General features: G+C 58.9%; 15 protein-coding genes. 12 read left to right on the top strand and 3 right to left on the bottom strand.

Annotated elements, in window-relative coordinates; genetic code table 11:
* Nucleotides 1-221 precede the first annotated feature (221 nt).
* The 7 genes from hslV (at nt 222) to PSH97_RS01825 (ending at nt 8,082) form a co-directional block, all read left to right on the top strand.
* Nucleotides 222-752: an ATP-dependent protease subunit HslV gene (hslV, locus tag PSH97_RS01855; RefSeq protein ID WP_305447873.1), complete on the top strand. Its 531-nt coding sequence runs from the start codon at nt 222-224 to the stop codon at nt 750-752.
* A gap of 54 nt (nt 753-806) precedes the next feature.
* Entirely contained in the window at nt 807-2,147 is a 1,341-nt protein-coding gene (gene hslU, locus PSH97_RS01850; protein WP_305447872.1) for an ATP-dependent protease ATPase subunit HslU, read from the top strand.
* Nucleotides 2,148-2,287: 140 nt separating this feature from the next.
* On the top strand, nt 2,288-2,665 hold the full coding sequence (locus tag PSH97_RS01845; protein WP_305447871.1) for a DUF971 domain-containing protein: 378 nt from the start codon (nt 2,288-2,290) through the stop codon (nt 2,663-2,665).
* A 256-nt stretch (nt 2,666-2,921) separates the two neighbouring features.
* Nucleotides 2,922-4,601 carry a class II poly(R)-hydroxyalkanoic acid synthase gene (gene phaC, locus PSH97_RS01840; protein WP_305447870.1) on the top strand — a complete coding sequence of 560 codons (1,680 nt, stop codon included), beginning with the start codon at nt 2,922-2,924 and terminating at the stop codon, nt 4,599-4,601.
* 134 nt (nt 4,602-4,735) lie between these two features.
* Complete coding sequence (phaZ, locus tag PSH97_RS01835; RefSeq protein ID WP_305447869.1) at nt 4,736-5,590, top strand: poly(3-hydroxyalkanoate) depolymerase; 855 nt, start codon at nt 4,736-4,738, stop codon at nt 5,588-5,590.
* 129 nt (nt 5,591-5,719) lie between these two features.
* Nucleotides 5,720-7,402 carry a class II poly(R)-hydroxyalkanoic acid synthase gene (gene phaC / locus PSH97_RS01830; protein ID WP_305447868.1) on the top strand — a complete coding sequence of 561 codons (1,683 nt, stop codon included), beginning with the start codon at nt 5,720-5,722 and terminating at the stop codon, nt 7,400-7,402.
* A gap of 59 nt (nt 7,403-7,461) precedes the next feature.
* Nucleotides 7,462-8,082, top strand: coding sequence for a TetR/AcrR family transcriptional regulator (locus PSH97_RS01825; protein WP_019581845.1), 621 nt, complete (start codon nt 7,462-7,464; stop codon nt 8,080-8,082).
* Nucleotides 8,083-8,353: 271 nt separating this feature from the next.
* Here PSH97_RS01825 and PSH97_RS01820 read toward each other — a convergent pair whose 3' ends face one another.
* The 3 genes from PSH97_RS01820 to PSH97_RS01810 form a co-directional block, all read right to left on the bottom strand.
* Nucleotides 8,354-9,181, bottom strand: a complete 828-nt coding sequence (locus tag PSH97_RS01820) for a phasin family protein (protein ID WP_305447867.1) — start codon at nt 9,179-9,181, stop codon at nt 8,354-8,356.
* A 10-nt stretch (nt 9,182-9,191) separates the two neighbouring features.
* Nucleotides 9,192-9,614, bottom strand: a complete 423-nt coding sequence (locus PSH97_RS01815; RefSeq protein ID WP_305447866.1) for a phasin family protein — start codon at nt 9,612-9,614, stop codon at nt 9,192-9,194.
* A 229-nt stretch (nt 9,615-9,843) separates the two neighbouring features.
* Entirely contained in the window at nt 9,844-10,119 is a 276-nt protein-coding gene (locus PSH97_RS01810) for a polyhydroxyalkanoic acid system family protein (RefSeq protein WP_305447865.1), read from the bottom strand.
* Nucleotides 10,120-10,274: 155 nt separating this feature from the next.
* Between PSH97_RS01810 and ubiE the strand changes: the two genes are divergently transcribed.
* The 5 genes from ubiE to PSH97_RS01785 all read left to right on the top strand — a co-directional run bounded on the left by ubiE (nt 10,275) and on the right by PSH97_RS01785 (nt 14,355).
* Nucleotides 10,275-11,045, top strand: coding sequence for a bifunctional demethylmenaquinone methyltransferase/2-methoxy-6-polyprenyl-1,4-benzoquinol methylase UbiE (gene ubiE, locus PSH97_RS01805; RefSeq protein ID WP_008005057.1), 771 nt, complete (start codon nt 10,275-10,277; stop codon nt 11,043-11,045).
* Nucleotides 11,045-11,668 (top strand): ubiquinone biosynthesis accessory factor UbiJ, encoded by a 624-nt coding sequence (locus PSH97_RS01800; protein WP_305447864.1) that lies wholly within the window; start codon nt 11,045-11,047, stop codon nt 11,666-11,668. Before ubiE ends, PSH97_RS01800 begins: the two co-directional genes overlap by 1 nt.
* Nucleotides 11,665-13,269 carry a ubiquinone biosynthesis regulatory protein kinase UbiB gene (gene ubiB, locus PSH97_RS01795; protein WP_305447863.1) on the top strand — a complete coding sequence of 535 codons (1,605 nt, stop codon included), beginning with the start codon at nt 11,665-11,667 and terminating at the stop codon, nt 13,267-13,269. Before PSH97_RS01800 ends, ubiB begins: the two co-directional genes overlap by 4 nt.
* A 90-nt stretch (nt 13,270-13,359) precedes the next feature.
* Nucleotides 13,360-13,752, top strand: a complete 393-nt coding sequence (hisI, locus tag PSH97_RS01790) for a phosphoribosyl-AMP cyclohydrolase (protein ID WP_305447862.1) — start codon at nt 13,360-13,362, stop codon at nt 13,750-13,752.
* Between the two features lie 270 nt (nt 13,753-14,022).
* Nucleotides 14,023-14,355: a phosphoribosyl-ATP diphosphatase gene (locus tag PSH97_RS01785; protein WP_007899279.1), complete on the top strand. Its 333-nt coding sequence runs from the start codon at nt 14,023-14,025 to the stop codon at nt 14,353-14,355.
* Nucleotides 14,356-14,372 lie beyond the last annotated feature (17 nt).

Raw genomic sequence — 14,372 nt, 5'->3', positions numbered from 1 at the left:
ATCGTTCCCACGCTCTGCGTGGGAACGCCTCAAGGGACGCTCCGCGTTCCAGCTTTAGAAAGGGACGCGGAGCGTCCCGGGCTGCATTCCCACGCAGAGCGTGGGAACGATCAATACGCGCACCGCTCGTCCCCCGCCGCGTCCTACAGTTGAAAAACGCTCCACCACCCCCATATGAGTTGGCATAAGGCATTTTCGCCCCGCTGCGTGGAGACTCTCCCTTGACCACCATCGTTTCAGTTCGCCGCCACGGCAAAGTCGTCATGGGCGGCGACGGCCAGGTTTCGCTCGGCAATACCGTGATGAAAGGCAACGCGAAGAAAGTTCGCCGCCTCTACCACGGCCAGGTTATCGCCGGTTTTGCCGGGGCCACCGCTGACGCCTTCACCCTCTTCGAACGTTTCGAAGGCCAGCTCGAGAAACATCAGGGTCACCTGGTTCGCGCCGCCGTCGAACTCGCCAAAGAATGGCGCACCGACCGCACCCTCAGCCGCCTCGAAGCCATGCTCGCGGTCGCCAACAAAGATGCCTCCCTGATCATCACCGGCAACGGTGACGTGGTTGAGCCCGAACAAGGCCTGATCGCCATGGGTTCCGGCGGCGGTTACGCCCAGGCTGCCGCGAGTGCCCTGTTGAAGAAAACCGATTTGTCGGCACGGGAAATCGTCGAAACAGCGCTCGGCATCGCCGGCGACATCTGCGTATTCACCAACCACACCTTCACCATCGAGGAGCAGGACCTCGCTGAGTAAGCCTGTTTCGGCCTAGCGCCACGGCTCACTTTTGCTTGAGGACCGCCAATTATTATGCCCATGACCCCCCGTGAAATCGTCCACGAACTCAATCGCCATATCATCGGCCAGGACGATGCCAAGCGCGCCGTCGCCATTGCCTTGCGCAACCGCTGGCGTCGGATGCAGCTGCCCGAAGAGCTGCGCGTCGAAGTCACCCCCAAGAACATCCTGATGATCGGCCCGACCGGTGTCGGTAAAACCGAGATCGCCCGTCGCCTGGCCAAGCTCGCCAACGCGCCGTTCATCAAGGTCGAAGCGACCAAGTTCACCGAAGTGGGCTACGTGGGCCGTGACGTCGAATCGATCATTCGTGATCTGGCCGACGCCGCGATCAAACTGCTGCGCGAACAGGAAATGACCAAGGTTCGCCACCGCGCCGAAGACGCTGCCGAAGAGCGCATCCTCGACGCCTTGCTGCCACCGCCACGCATGGGCTTCAGCAACGAGGACTCGGCACCGTCGGCCGACTCCAACACCCGTCAGCTGTTCCGCAAACGCCTGCGTGAAGGTCAGCTGGATGACAAGGAGATCGAAATCGAAGTGGCCGAAGTGTCCGGCGTCGATATCTCCGCGCCACCGGGCATGGAAGAAATGACCAACCAGCTGCAGAGCCTGTTCGCCAACATGGGCAAGGGCAAGCGCAAAAACCGCAAGCTCAAGGTCAAGGAAGCGCTGAAACTGGTTCGCGACGAAGAAGCCGGTCGCCTGGTCAACGAAGAAGAATTGAAGGCCAAGGCCCTGGAAGCCGTTGAGCAGCACGGCATCGTGTTCATCGACGAAATCGACAAGGTCGCCAAGCGCGGCAACTCCGGTGGCATCGACGTGTCCCGCGAAGGCGTACAGCGCGACTTGCTGCCGCTGATCGAAGGCTGCACCGTCAACACCAAACTGGGCATGGTCAAGACTGACCACATCCTGTTCATCGCCTCCGGCGCGTTCCACCTGAGCAAGCCAAGCGATCTGGTACCGGAGCTGCAAGGTCGTCTGCCGATTCGGGTCGAACTCAAGGCCCTGAGCCCGGAAGATTTCGAGCGCATCCTCAGCGAGCCGCATGCATCGCTTACCGAGCAGTATTGCGCACTGCTGAAAACCGAAGGACTGCTCATCGAATTCCTGCCGGACGGCATCAAGCGCCTCGCCGAGATCGCCTGGCAGGTCAACGAGAAAACCGAAAACATCGGTGCCCGTCGCCTGCACACCCTGCTCGAGCGTCTGCTCGAAGAGGTGTCGTTCAGCGCCGGCGATCTGGCCAGCACCCACGAGGACAAGCCAATCCTGATCGATGCCGATTACGTCAACAGCCACTTGGGCGAATTGGCGCAGAACGAAGACCTGTCCCGTTATATCCTGTAGGTCACCTACTCTCCTGTGAGAACGAAATACCTGTAGGAGCTTGCCGCAGGCTGCGATCTTTTCCGGCTGACGCCGAAGATCAAAAGATCGCAGCCTGCGGCAGGTCCTACACAACGTTCCACATAGACGGACGACCTGCCATGACCCAACTCCCCACCGACATCAAACTCCACAAAGCCTCAAAAACCCTGACGCTCAAATACGCGTCCGGCGAGGAATATCACCTGAGCGCCGAGTTTCTTCGCGTGCACTCTCCTTCCGCTGAAGTTCAGGGCCACGGCAAACCTATCCTGCAATTTGGCAAGATTGGCGTAGGCCTGAGCAAGGTCGAACCGGCTGGTCAGTACGCACTGAAATTGACCTTCGACGACGGCCACGACAGCGGCCTGTTCACTTGGGAATATCTGTACCAGTTGGCAGTGCGCCAAGAAGATCTTTGGAGTGATTATCTTGCGGAACTCAAAGCGGCTGGAAAGACCCGTGATCCGAATGAGTCAGTCGTCAAGCTGATGCTCTAGGTCAGGCCTCTGGCTATTTAGAGGGCATTTTCTAATTCCATCTGTTTGAATGCTCCGCTGCGGTGTCAACGATTGGCCCGCTTGCGAAAAAAATTAAACTCGGGTAACCAATGGAGCTGGCAAGTTCCGTGCAGTGCTCTCTGAACTAAAAAGCAGCGATGCGCAATTTACAGTCACCCGAGCAGTAGTACCTGGCGTGTTGTGTGACTACACAGCTGGACTCAGGTACTCGTCTCAGGACAATGGAGCGTCGTAGATGAGTAACAAGCTTAACGATGACTTGAAATTTCAGGCTTCGGAAAACACCTTGGGGCTGAATCCTGTTGTTGGACTACGCAGAAAGGATCTCTTGGGCTCTGCCCGCATGGTGCTGAGCCAGGCCCTCAGACAACCCATCCACAGTGTCAGGCATGTCGCCCATTTCGGCATCGAACTCAAGAACGTGCTGCTCGGAAAATCCGAGCTTCAACCGCAAAGTGACGACCGTCGCTTCCTCGACCCGGCGTGGAGCCAGAACCCGCTCTACAAACGTTATTTGCAAACTTATCTGGCGTGGCGCAAGGAGCTTCACGCGTGGATCGATGACAGCAACCTCTCGCCCAAGGACATCGCTCGCGGGCATTTCGTAGTCAATCTCATGACCGAAGCCATGGCCCCGACCAACACGGCGGCCAACCCGGCGGCGGTCAAACGCTTCTTCGAAACCGGTGGCAAGAGCCTGCTCGACGGTCTCTCCCACCTGGCCAAGGATCTGGTGCACAACGGCGGCATGCCGAGCCAGGTCAACATGGGCGCGTTCGAAGTCGGCAAGAGTCTGGGCGTGACTGAAGGCGCTGTGGTGTTTCGCAACGACGTGCTGGAGCTGATCCAGTACCGACCGATCACTGAGCAGGTGCATGAACGTCCGCTGTTGGTAGTGCCGCCACAGATCAACAAGTTCTACGTTTTCGACCTGAGCCCGGACAAGAGCCTGGCGCGCTTCTGCCTGCGCAACAACGTACAGACGTTCATCGTCAGCTGGCGCAACCCGACCAAGGAGCAGCGCGAGTGGGGTCTGTCGACCTACATCGAAGCGCTCAAGGAAGCGGTCGATGTCGTCACCGCGATCACTGGCAGCAAAGACGTGAACATGCTCGGCGCCTGCTCCGGCGGCATCACCTGCACCGCCCTGCTGGGTCACTACGCAGCGATCGGCGAGAAGAAGGTCAACGCCCTCACCCTGCTGGTCAGCGTGCTGGACACCACCCTGGACAGCGATGTGGCTCTGTTCGTCGACGAGCAGACCCTCGAAGCCGCCAAGCGCCATTCCTACCAGGCCGGTGTGCTGGAAGGTCGCGACATGGCGAAAGTCTTCGCCTGGATGCGCCCCAACGACCTGATCTGGAACTACTGGGTCAACAACTACCTGCTGGGTAATGAGCCGCCGGTTTTCGACATTCTGTTCTGGAACAATGACACCACCCGGTTGCCGGCGGCATTCCATGGCGACCTGATCGAGATGTTCAAAAACAACCCACTGATCCGCCCCGATGCCCTGGAAGTGTGCGGCACAGCGATTGACCTCAAACAGGTGACCGCCGACATCTTTTCCCTGGCCGGCACCAACGATCACATCACCCCGTGGAAATCCTGCTACAAATCCGCGCAGCTGTTCGGCGGCAAGGTCGAGTTCGTGCTGTCCAGCAGCGGGCATATCCAGAGCATTCTGAATCCGCCGGGCAATCCGAAAGCGCGCTACATGACCAGCACCGACATGCCGGTCAAAGCCGAGGAGTGGATGGAAAACTCCACCAAACACACCGACTCCTGGTGGTTGTATTGGCAAGCGTGGCAGGCCGAGCGTTCGGGCAAACTGAAGAAATCCCCCGCCCACCTTGGCAACAAGGCCTATCCAGCGGGTGAAGCGTCTCCGGGTACTTATGTGCATGAACGTTGAGCTTCAACTTACTCGCGGTCCGCGGCACTGGGAGGTGCCGCGATTTCTACCCATCACTCTCGAGGCCATCCTCGAACATTCTGCGACGGCCCGGGACGGCCCGATCAGCGTTTAAAACCTACAGGGCTCCGTGCATGCCGCAACCGTTCGTCTTTCGTACCGTCAACCTGGATGGCCAGACCCTCCGCACCGCGGTACGCCCCGGCAAGCCTCACTTGACGCCCTTGCTGATTTTCAACGGCATCGGCGCCAACCTGGAGCTGATATTTCCGTTCGTCCAGGCTCTGGATCCGGACCTGGAAGTCATTGCTTTCGACGTACCCGGTGTTGGCGGCTCATCGACTCCCAACCGCCCGTATCGCTTTTCGGGCCTGGCGAAACTCACGGCGCGAATGCTCGACTATCTCGATTACGGGCAAGTCAATGTGATTGGTGTGTCGTGGGGTGGCGCCCTGGCACAACAGTTCGCCTATGACTATCCCGAGCGCTGCAAGAAGCTGGTGCTGGCGGCTACAGCGGCCGGTACCGTGATGGTGCCGGGCAAGCCGAAAGTACTGTGGATGATGGCCAGCCCACGGCGCTACATCCAGCCATCCCATGTGATTCGTATTGCACCGATGATCTATGGCGGCTCGTTTCGTCGCGATCCGACCCTGGCAGCCAGTCACGCCGCCAGGGTCCGCTCGGCAGGCAAACTCGGTTATTACTGGCAGCTGTTCGCTGGCTTCGGCTGGACCAGCATTCACTGGCTGCACAAGATCAACCAGCCAACTTTGGTGTTGGCCGGCGACGACGATCCTCTGATCCCGCTGATCAACATGCGCATGTTGGCCTGGCGAATTCCCAATGCCCAATTGCACATCATCGACGATGGGCATCTGTTTTTGATTACCCGTGCCGAAGCGGTGGCACCAATCATCATGAAGTTTCTGGAGGAGGAACGTCAGCGCGCAGTAATGCATCCGCATCCGGCACCATCGAGCGGTTAACCGATCCCGACTTTTGTTTATGAAAAGGAATCGGCAGGAGGCCGTGCCGCGCAACAACCCGCAACAACGTCTATGGTGTTTTGTTCGGGTGTGTTTGTTTTTGGCCTGATGACGAAGGAGTGTTAACTCATGCGCGACAAACCAGCGAAGGGCTCTTTGCCCGCTCCCGCTGCATTCATCAATGCTCAGAGTGCGATTACCGGTCTGCGCGGCCGGGACTTGCTTTCGACCTTGCGCAGCCTGGCCACCCATGGCCTGCGCAACCCGGTGTATACGGCCCGGCATGCCTTGAAGCTGGGCGGCCAGTTGGGCCGTGTCCTGTTGGGTGAAACCCTGCACCCGACCAACCCGCAGGACAGTCGCTTCGCCGACCCGACGTGGAGCCTCAATCCTTTTTATCGCCGCAGCCTGCAGGCCTATCTGAGCTGGCAGAAAGAAGTCAAAAGCTGGATCGACGAAAGCAACATGAGCCCGGACGATCGTGCCCGCGCCCACTTCGCCTTTGCCTTGATCAACGACGCCGTGGCGCCGTCCAACACCCTGCTCAATCCGCTGGCGATCAAGGAACTCTTCAACTCCGGCGGCAGCAGCCTGGTCCGGGGCATCGGTCATTTGCTCGACGACCTCCTGCACAACGACGGCCTTCCAAGACAAGTCACCAAACAAGCATTCGAGGTGGGCAAAACGGTCGCCACCACCACCGGCTCCGTGGTGTTTCGCAATGAGCTGCTGGAACTGATCCAGTACAAGCCGATGAGCGAAAAACAGTATTCCAAACCCTTGCTGATCGTGCCGCCACAGATCAACAAGTACTACATTTTCGATTTGAGCCCCAACAACAGCTTCGTCCAGTTCGCCCTTAAAAACGGCTTGCAGACCTTCGTTATCAGCTGGCGCAATCCCGATGTGCGTCATCGCGAATGGGGATTGTCGTCTTACGTCGAAGCCGCCGAGGAAGCGATGAATGTGTGCCGGGCAATCACCGGCGCTCGCGAGGTCAACCTGATGGGGGCCTGTGCCGGCGGGCTGACCATCGCTGCGCTACAAGGGCATTTGCAGGCCAAGCGGCAGCTGCGACGGGTGTCCAGCGCGACCTACCTGGTCAGCATGCTCGACAGCCAGATAGACAGCCCGGCCACCCTATTCGCCGACGAACAGACGCTGGAAGCGGCCAAGCGCCGCTCGTATCAGAAGGGCGTTCTGGAAGGTCGTGACATGGCCAGGGTGTTTGCCTGGATGCGGCCCAACGATTTGATCTGGAATTACTTCGTCAATAACTACCTGCTGGGCAAGGAGCCGCCGGCGTTCGACATCCTCTACTGGAACAATGACAACACGCGCCTGCCGGCGGCGTTTCATGGCGATCTGCTGGACTTCTTCAAGCACAACCCGCTGAGTCATCCAGGCGGGCTGGAAGTGTGCGGCACGCCGATCGACCTGCAGAAAGTCACCGTCGACAGTTTCAGCGTGGCGGGCATGAATGATCACATCACCCCGTGGGATGCAGTGTATCGCTCGACATTGCTATTGGGTGGCGAGCGGCGCTTTGTGCTGTCCAATAGCGGTCATGTGCAGAGCATTCTCAACCCGCCCCACAATCCGAAAGCCAACTACGTCGAGAATCCGAAACTGAGCAGCGACCCGCGGGCCTGGTATTACGACGCCAAGCGCGTCGACGGTAGCTGGTGGACGCAATGGCTGAGCTGGATTCAGGAACGTTCCGGCGCACAACGCGAAACCCAGATGGCCCTCGGCAACCAGAACTATCCACCGATGGAGGCAGCACCCGGTACTTACGTGCGCGTGCGCTGACGTTCAACGAACCACGGCCGCCAATGGCCGTGGCATGACTCGACCATTAAGAAGACAGGATGAAAACCCGCGACCGGATTCTCGAATGTGCTCTGCAGTTGTTCAATCAGAAGGGCGAACCGAACGTGTCCACCATGGAAGTGGCCAACGAAATGGGCATCAGCCCGGGCAACCTCTACTACCACTTCCATGGCAAGGAACCGCTGATCCTCGGGTTGTTCGAACGCTTCCAGACTGAACTGACCCCTTTGCTCGATCCACCGTCCGATGTGGAATTGGCGCCCGAAGATTACTGGCTGTTCCTGCATCTGATCGTCGAACGCCTGGCCCAATACCGGTTTCTGTTCCAGGACCTGTCGAACCTTGCCGGCCGCCTGCCGAAACTGGCCAAGGGGATACGCAACCTGCTCAATGCGCTGAAGCGCACACTCGCCTCATTGCTGGCGCAGTTGAAGGCTCAGGGTCAATTGGTCAGTGACACCCAGGCGCTGGGGCAACTGGTGGAGCAAATCACCATGACGTTGCTGTTCTCGCTGGACTATCAGCGGATTCTCGACCGTGAAGGTGAAGTGCGGCTGGTGGTGTATCAGATCATGATGCTGGTGGCGCCGCACTTGCTGCCGCCGGTGAAAGTCGCGACCGAGCGGTTGGCGCTCCAATATCTGGAAGAGCACGACTAACCCTGTGGGAGCGAGCTTGCTCGCGAAAGTGGTTCATCATTCAACATTGATCTCGACTGACACGTCGCTTTCGCGAGCAAGCCCGCTCCCACAGTAGATCCGTGGTGCTATTTAGGATGTATCCGCAAACAAAAACGCCCGACCTTTACAGGCCGGGCGTGATCGTTCCCATGCTCCGCGTGGGAATGCAGCTGGTGACGCTCTGCGTCACTGCCGCAATGGACGCGGAGCGTCCGGTGAGGCATTCCCACGCGGAGCGTGGGAACGATCATCAGGACTGACTGGTTGGCGCCGATGGAGTCGGTGCGACAGTCGGGGTTACAGCAGGGGTCGGCGCAGTGCCGGAGTTCGCTGTGCTGACCGGGGTTACCGGGGTTACCGGGGTTACCGGTTTAGCGGGTGCCGCTGCTGATTTTGGCGCTGCCGCTTTCGGGGCTGCCGGTTTTTTCACTGCTGGTTTCTTCGCTGCAGCGGGTTTGGCCGCTGCGGTTTTAGCTGCAGGTTTGGCCGCCGCTTTAGCAGCTGGTTTTGCAGCAGCTTTTGCAGCGGGTTTAGCGGCCGCTTTGGCTGCAGGTTTCGCAGCTGCAGTTTTGGCTGCCGGTTTCGCTGCGGCCTTGGCCAATGGCTTGGCAGCACTTTTGGCCGCTGGTTTGGCTGCCGCGGTTTTCGCCGCAACAGGTGCAACCTTGGCACCGGTGAGTTTCTCGATTTGCTTGGTCAGGGTATCGACCTTGCTGTGCAGGGCCTTGACCTCATTGCGGCTTGGTACACCCAGGCGCGAAATGGCGCTGTTCAGGCGCTTGTCGAAAGCCCCTTCCAGCTCATCCCATTTGCCCAGCGCACGATCTTTCACGCCGCTGATGCGCGACTTGGCCGACGAAGCGGAGTCCTTGGCGGCATCGACTTTTTTGCCGACAGCGCTTTTGGTGAGCTTCTCGGCTTTCTCGCCGTCCTTAACTAATGTATCGAAGAGCTTGCTGCCGTCAGTGTCGATCTTCGAGTACACGCCTAAACCAGCCAGCCAGATCTTGCGGGAGTAGTCTTCGACCTTCCCGATCCACGAGCTGCCTTCTTTTTCAGTATTCTTTTTACCAGCCATCCCGTTCTCCTTAAGATTTACGCGCGACACGTTCGAGCAATGCCGTCAGCTCATCGAGCTTAGCAGAGAGTGTCTCCACGTCATGTTTAGACGGAATGCCGATACGATTCAAGGCACTTGCGATACGCGTATCGAAAGCCCTCTCTACTTTGTCGAGTTGAAGTTCGACTTTGCCTTTGAAAGTACTCACTTCACTCTTGGCTTCATCGATCTCGGCATTGGCCGCTTCAAGTTTCTTATCGATTACTTTTTTACCTTTGTTTTCAACAGCTTGACCAGCCTTGATCAACTCTTGAACGTACTCGCCACCCTCTTGGCCAACCCTGGTATAAGCACCCAGGCCTGCCAGCCAGATCTTGCGGGCATACGATTTGACGTCGCCCAGAGCGTTAGTTTCAACGTCGACTTTTTTCTTCAAAATAACTTTGGCCATGGTGCACCTCACGCGCAGAAGGGTCGAGGAACTGCCCGCAAAGAGTCGGGCTCAGGCACAAAGTAGTGAGAATAATTAGAAACGGCACCCTAACAAGTGACATAAACAAGTAGGTACGCCGCCGAACCTGTGGGAGCGGGCTTGCCCGCGAAGGGGTCGGTACATCCACCACATCTTCTGTGACGGGAACACAGCCTTCGCGGGCAAGCCCGCTCCCACAGGGATCGCGTTACGCCAACGCTTTATCGAGCGCCCTTTCGATTTCCGATTTGATGGTGCCGCTCATGGCGGACATCAACAGGCCCAGTTCGACATCGACCTTGATCGAGTCGTCGCCCACATGCACCGCGCCTTTCACCCCGGGGCGTCTCAGATTCAAAGTGTCGCCGGACCACTGCGGCTCCAGGCCATATTGCTCGGACAGTTTCTGCGCCAACTTGTCGGCCTTCTCGCGGGCCGCTTCCTTACCCAGGCCGTGGGCACGCTCAACACTAATACGGGCCATCGAATGACTCCTGCTTTATCGTGACTTGCTCAAGACATCTTGACCCTGCATGCGTCAAAACGTCCCGGTAGTTGCCTATCTTACCTTCAGCCTTGCCAAGACAAAGCAGGCCACCGGGATTAGAATGTCCCGCATTCTCTTTTGGTGACAGCGATATGACTGATCAGCGCAAAGGCAGCGATGCCGAACCCACCACTCACTTCGGCTTCAAAAACGTTCCGGAAAGCCAGAAAGCGGAAAAAGTCGCTGAGGTTTTCCACTCGGTAGCCGCCAAGTACGACCTGATGAACGACCTCCTGTCGGGCGGTATGCACCGTCTGTGGAAGCGTTTCGCGATCGAGCTGTCGGGTGTGCGTACCGGTAACCGCGTGCTGGACATCGCCGGTGGTACTGGTGACCTGACCCGCAAGTTTTCGCATCTTGTGGGACCGACGGGTCAGGTAGTGTTGGCCGACATCAACGAATCCATGCTCAAGGTCGGTCGTGACCGCCTGCTGGATCTGGGTGTGTCCGGCAACGTCGAATTCGTCCAGGCCGACGCTGAAAAACTGCCGTTCCCGGACAACCATTTCGATTGCGTCACCATCGCTTTCGGTCTGCGCAACGTGACGCATAAAGAAGACGCCCTGCGCTCGATGCTGCGCGTGCTGAAACCGGGCGGCCGTTTACTGGTGCTGGAATTCTCCAAGCCGACCAATGCGCTGATGTCCAAAGCCTACGACGCTTATTCGTTCGCCTTCATGCCGTTGATGGGCAAGCTGATCACCAATGATTCGGAAAGCTATCGTTACCTGGCCGAATCGATCCGCATGCACCCGAATCAGGAAACCCTGAAGTCGATGATGGTCGAGGCCGGTTTCGACCGCGTGACGTACCACAACATGACCGCAGGCATCGTCGCCTTGCACCGCGGCATCAAGCCCTGATGTTGCTGGCCGGCCTGCTCGCCAGCGTTGAGCTCGGTCTGAACCGGGTGCTGCGTCTCGACAGCACGGCGCTGCCGCGGCTGGCGCATTTGAGCGGCAAGGTGATTGCCGTCGACTGCCGCAGCCCGGCGTTGCAACTGTTTATCCTGCCCAGCGATGAAGGCCTGATGCTCGCCTCCCAGTGGGAAACCGGTGCCGACTGCACTTTGCGCGCACCGGCCTCAAGCCTGCTGAGACTAGCGACGAGCAAGGACAAGACTTCAGTTCTGCATGCCCCGGAAGTCGAACTCGACGGCGACAGTGGCGTGCTGCTGGAACTGGCGGCGATCCTTCAGGACCTCGAACTGGACTGGGAGTACGAGCTCTCGCGCTGGCTGGGACCTGTGGCCACGCAACTGGTCGGCGGTCACCTGCGCAGCCGTGCACGCTGGTATCAGCAGGGGTTCGCCAGCCTGAACCAGAACCTGGGCGAATACCTGGCCGAAGAATCGCGCGCCCTCGTCGGTCAGCGCGAAGCTGATGCCCGTTTCAATGAACTGGACCAGATCAAGCTCGATCTGGAACGTCTCGAGGCGCGTTTCGAGCGCCTTTTCCGATCCCTCGACCCAAGCGATAACGCATGAAGCTGCTTGCCGTCCGCCGTTTGTTGCGCATCCAGCGCGTTGTGATCCGCTACCGCCTCGATGACCTGCTGTTCGCCCTGCCACTGCCCTGGTTTCTGCTGGCGCTGCGCTACGCCTTGCCGTGGCGCTGGTTCCCGCGCAAGACGCTGGAGCTGAGCCGTGGGGCGCGACTGCGCCTGGCGTTGCAGGACCTGGGGCCGATTTTCATCAAGTTCGGTCAGATTCTTTCGACGCGCCGCGACCTGCTGCCCGAAGACATCGCCGATGAGCTGATGAAGCTGCAGGACCGCGTACCGCCGTTCGACTCGCAAGTGTCGATCCGGCTGATCGAAGAGCAGCTCGGCAAAAAAATCAGTGAAGTATTCAGTCGTTTCGACGTTGAACCGCTGGCCTCGGCTTCGGTGGCGCAGGTGCATGCCGCGCAGCTGAAATCCGGTGAAGAAGTCGTCGTCAAAGTGATTCGCCCGGGCCTGAAACCGATCATTGCCCAAGACCTGGCGTGGCTGTTCATCCTCGCCCGCGCGGCGGAAAAACTCTCGGCCGATGCTCGCTTGCTGCACCCGGTGGACGTGGTCAGCGACTACGAAAAAACCATCTACGACGAACTCGACCTGCTGCGCGAGGCGGCTAACGCCAGCCAGCTGAAGCGCAACTTCGAAGGTTCGCCGCTGCTGTATGTACCGCAAGTCTATTGGGACTGGTGCCGGCCGAAAGTGCTGGTGATGGAGCGCATCTACGGGATTCAGGTCACCGACCTCGCGACCCTGGCCGACCAGCGCACCGACATGAAAATGCTCGCCGAGCGTGGCGTGGAGATCTTTTTCACCCAGGTGTTCCGCGACAGCTTCTTCCACGCCGACATGCACCCCGGCAACATCTTCGTCAGCACCGTACAACCTTGGAGCCCGCAGTACATCGCGATCGACTGCGGCATCGTCGGCAGCCTGACCCCGGAAGACCAGGACTATCTGGCGCGCAACCTGTTCGCGTTCTTCAAACGTGATTACCGTCGTGTCGCGCAGTTGCACATCGATTCGGGCTGGGTGCCGGCAGAAACCAAACTCAACGAATTCGAAGCGGCGATCCGTACCGTGTGCGAGCCGATCTTCGAAAAACCGTTAAAAGATATTTCGTTCGGCCAGGTGCTGATGCGCCTGTTCCAGACCGCTCGACGCTTCAATATGGAAGTGCAGCCGCAGTTGGTCTTGCTGCAAAAAACCCTGTTGAACATCGAAGGCCTGGGCCGTCAGCTGTACCCAGACCTCGATCTGTGGAACACCGCCCAGCCGTTCCTCGAGCGCTGGATGCGCGAGCGCGTCAGCCCCAAAGCCTTGTTAGGCAACGTACAGAGCCAGTTCGAGCAGATCCCGCATCTGGCCAACATGGCCCGCGATCTGCTCGAGCGCATGTCCCAGCCCCACGCCAACGACCCGCCGCCTCCTTGGCACAAGCGCAAGGACGACTGGTTCCTGCGGTTGCTCGGCACCGCTCATTTGGCCGGTGGCACGATACTCGCCGCCGGTGGCCCGTTGAACGAACTGGGGCACTGGCCCGCCGGAATCATGGTGGCGGTCGGCTTGTATCTGGTCGTTCGCCGATAGCCAGTTGGATAATCGGCTGGCACACTGTTTGAACGCTGAATTTGAACATTGGCCTCAACTATTGAAGTAGAGCCCGCGTCGGAGTCGAAGATGAAAAACTGGCTGGACGAGATCAAGTGGGACGCCGATGGCCTGGTGCCGGCGATTGCCCAGGATCACAAGACCGGACGCGTCCTGATGATGGCCTGGATGAACCGCGAAGCGCTGGAATTGACCGCTGCCGAGAACCGTGCCATTTACTGGTCACGTTCCCGTGGCAAGCTGTGGCGCAAGGGCGAAGAATCCGGTCACGTGCAAACCCTGCATGAGATGCGCCTGGACTGTGACGCTGACGTGATCATCCTGATGGTTGAGCAAATCGGCGACATCGCCTGCCATACCGGCCGTCAGAGCTGCTTCTACCGCGTCTTCGAAAACGGCGACTGGAAAACCGTCGACCCGGTGCTGAAAGACCCGCACGCTATCTACTCCGCAGGACATTAGGATGTGTCATCAGTCATTTCCTGAGCTGCGTTGCCGGCTCAAAGCGCGCCAGGCAAGGCGCAGGCCGCCGGGAATGTCGTTTCCTTGCCAAGGCCTGCAACGCAGCATGGCGCGCTTTGAGCCGACAACCCGTAGGGCCGGGCCTGATTTTGTGCAGGGCTGCGTTACTCGTCGTTTATTTGGAACAACCAAACCACACTCCTCGCGCCTTGCCCTGCACAAAATCAGGCTCCGGCGCAGCTCAGGAAATGACTGATGACACATCCTCACATGAGTGACACCCTGACCCGTCTGGCCCAGGTGCTGGAAGAGCGCAAAGGCGCCGCTGCCGACAGCTCGTATGTCGCCAGCCTGTACCACAAGGGCTTGAACAAGATTCTGGAAAAAGTCGGCGAAGAGTCGGTCGAAACCATCATTGCCGCCAAGGATGCCGCCATCAGCGGTGACTGTAGCGATGTGATCTACGAGACCGCCGATTTGTGGTTCCACAGCATGGTCATGCTCGCCCAGCTGGGGCAGCATCCACAGGCTGTGCTCGATGAACTGGACCGTCGCTTCGGTCTGTCCGGACACGCCGAGAAAGCCTCTCGCCCGTCCGCCTGAACAACTATTTAGAGAGG

Source organism: Pseudomonas cucumis, assembly GCF_030687935.1.
In the GTDB taxonomy this organism is placed as follows: Bacteria; Pseudomonadota; Gammaproteobacteria; order Pseudomonadales; family Pseudomonadaceae; genus Aquipseudomonas; species Aquipseudomonas cucumis.
Note: the sequence above shows the minus strand (reverse complement) of the source record. Positions and strands in the feature narration are given on the sequence as shown.

Bases quoted from the DNA above. Each gene is read 5' to 3' on its own strand.
- hslU (WP_305447872.1), top strand. From the start codon at position 807: ATGCCCATGACCCCCCGTGAAATCGTCCACGAACTCAATCGCCATATC.
- PSH97_RS01845 (WP_305447871.1), top strand. From the start codon at position 2,288: ATGACCCAACTCCCCACCGACATCAAACTCCACAAAGCCTCAAAAACC.
- phaC (WP_305447870.1), top strand. From the start codon at position 2,922: ATGAGTAACAAGCTTAACGATGACTTGAAATTTCAGGCTTCGGAAAAC.
- phaZ (WP_305447869.1), top strand. From the start codon at position 4,736: ATGCCGCAACCGTTCGTCTTTCGTACCGTCAACCTGGATGGCCAGACC.
- phaC (WP_305447868.1), top strand. From the start codon at position 5,720: ATGCGCGACAAACCAGCGAAGGGCTCTTTGCCCGCTCCCGCTGCATTC.
- PSH97_RS01825 (WP_019581845.1), top strand. From the start codon at position 7,462: ATGAAAACCCGCGACCGGATTCTCGAATGTGCTCTGCAGTTGTTCAAT.
- PSH97_RS01820 (WP_305447867.1), bottom strand. From the start codon at position 9,181: ATGGCTGGTAAAAAGAATACTGAAAAAGAAGGCAGCTCGTGGATCGGG.
- PSH97_RS01815 (WP_305447866.1), bottom strand. From the start codon at position 9,614: ATGGCCAAAGTTATTTTGAAGAAAAAAGTCGACGTTGAAACTAACGCT.
- PSH97_RS01810 (WP_305447865.1), bottom strand. From the start codon at position 10,119: ATGGCCCGTATTAGTGTTGAGCGTGCCCACGGCCTGGGTAAGGAAGCG.
- ubiE (WP_008005057.1), top strand. From the start codon at position 10,275: ATGACTGATCAGCGCAAAGGCAGCGATGCCGAACCCACCACTCACTTC.
- PSH97_RS01800 (WP_305447864.1), top strand. From the start codon at position 11,045: ATGTTGCTGGCCGGCCTGCTCGCCAGCGTTGAGCTCGGTCTGAACCGG.
- ubiB (WP_305447863.1), top strand. From the start codon at position 11,665: ATGAAGCTGCTTGCCGTCCGCCGTTTGTTGCGCATCCAGCGCGTTGTG.
- hisI (WP_305447862.1), top strand. From the start codon at position 13,360: ATGAAAAACTGGCTGGACGAGATCAAGTGGGACGCCGATGGCCTGGTG.
- PSH97_RS01785 (WP_007899279.1), top strand. From the start codon at position 14,023: ATGAGTGACACCCTGACCCGTCTGGCCCAGGTGCTGGAAGAGCGCAAA.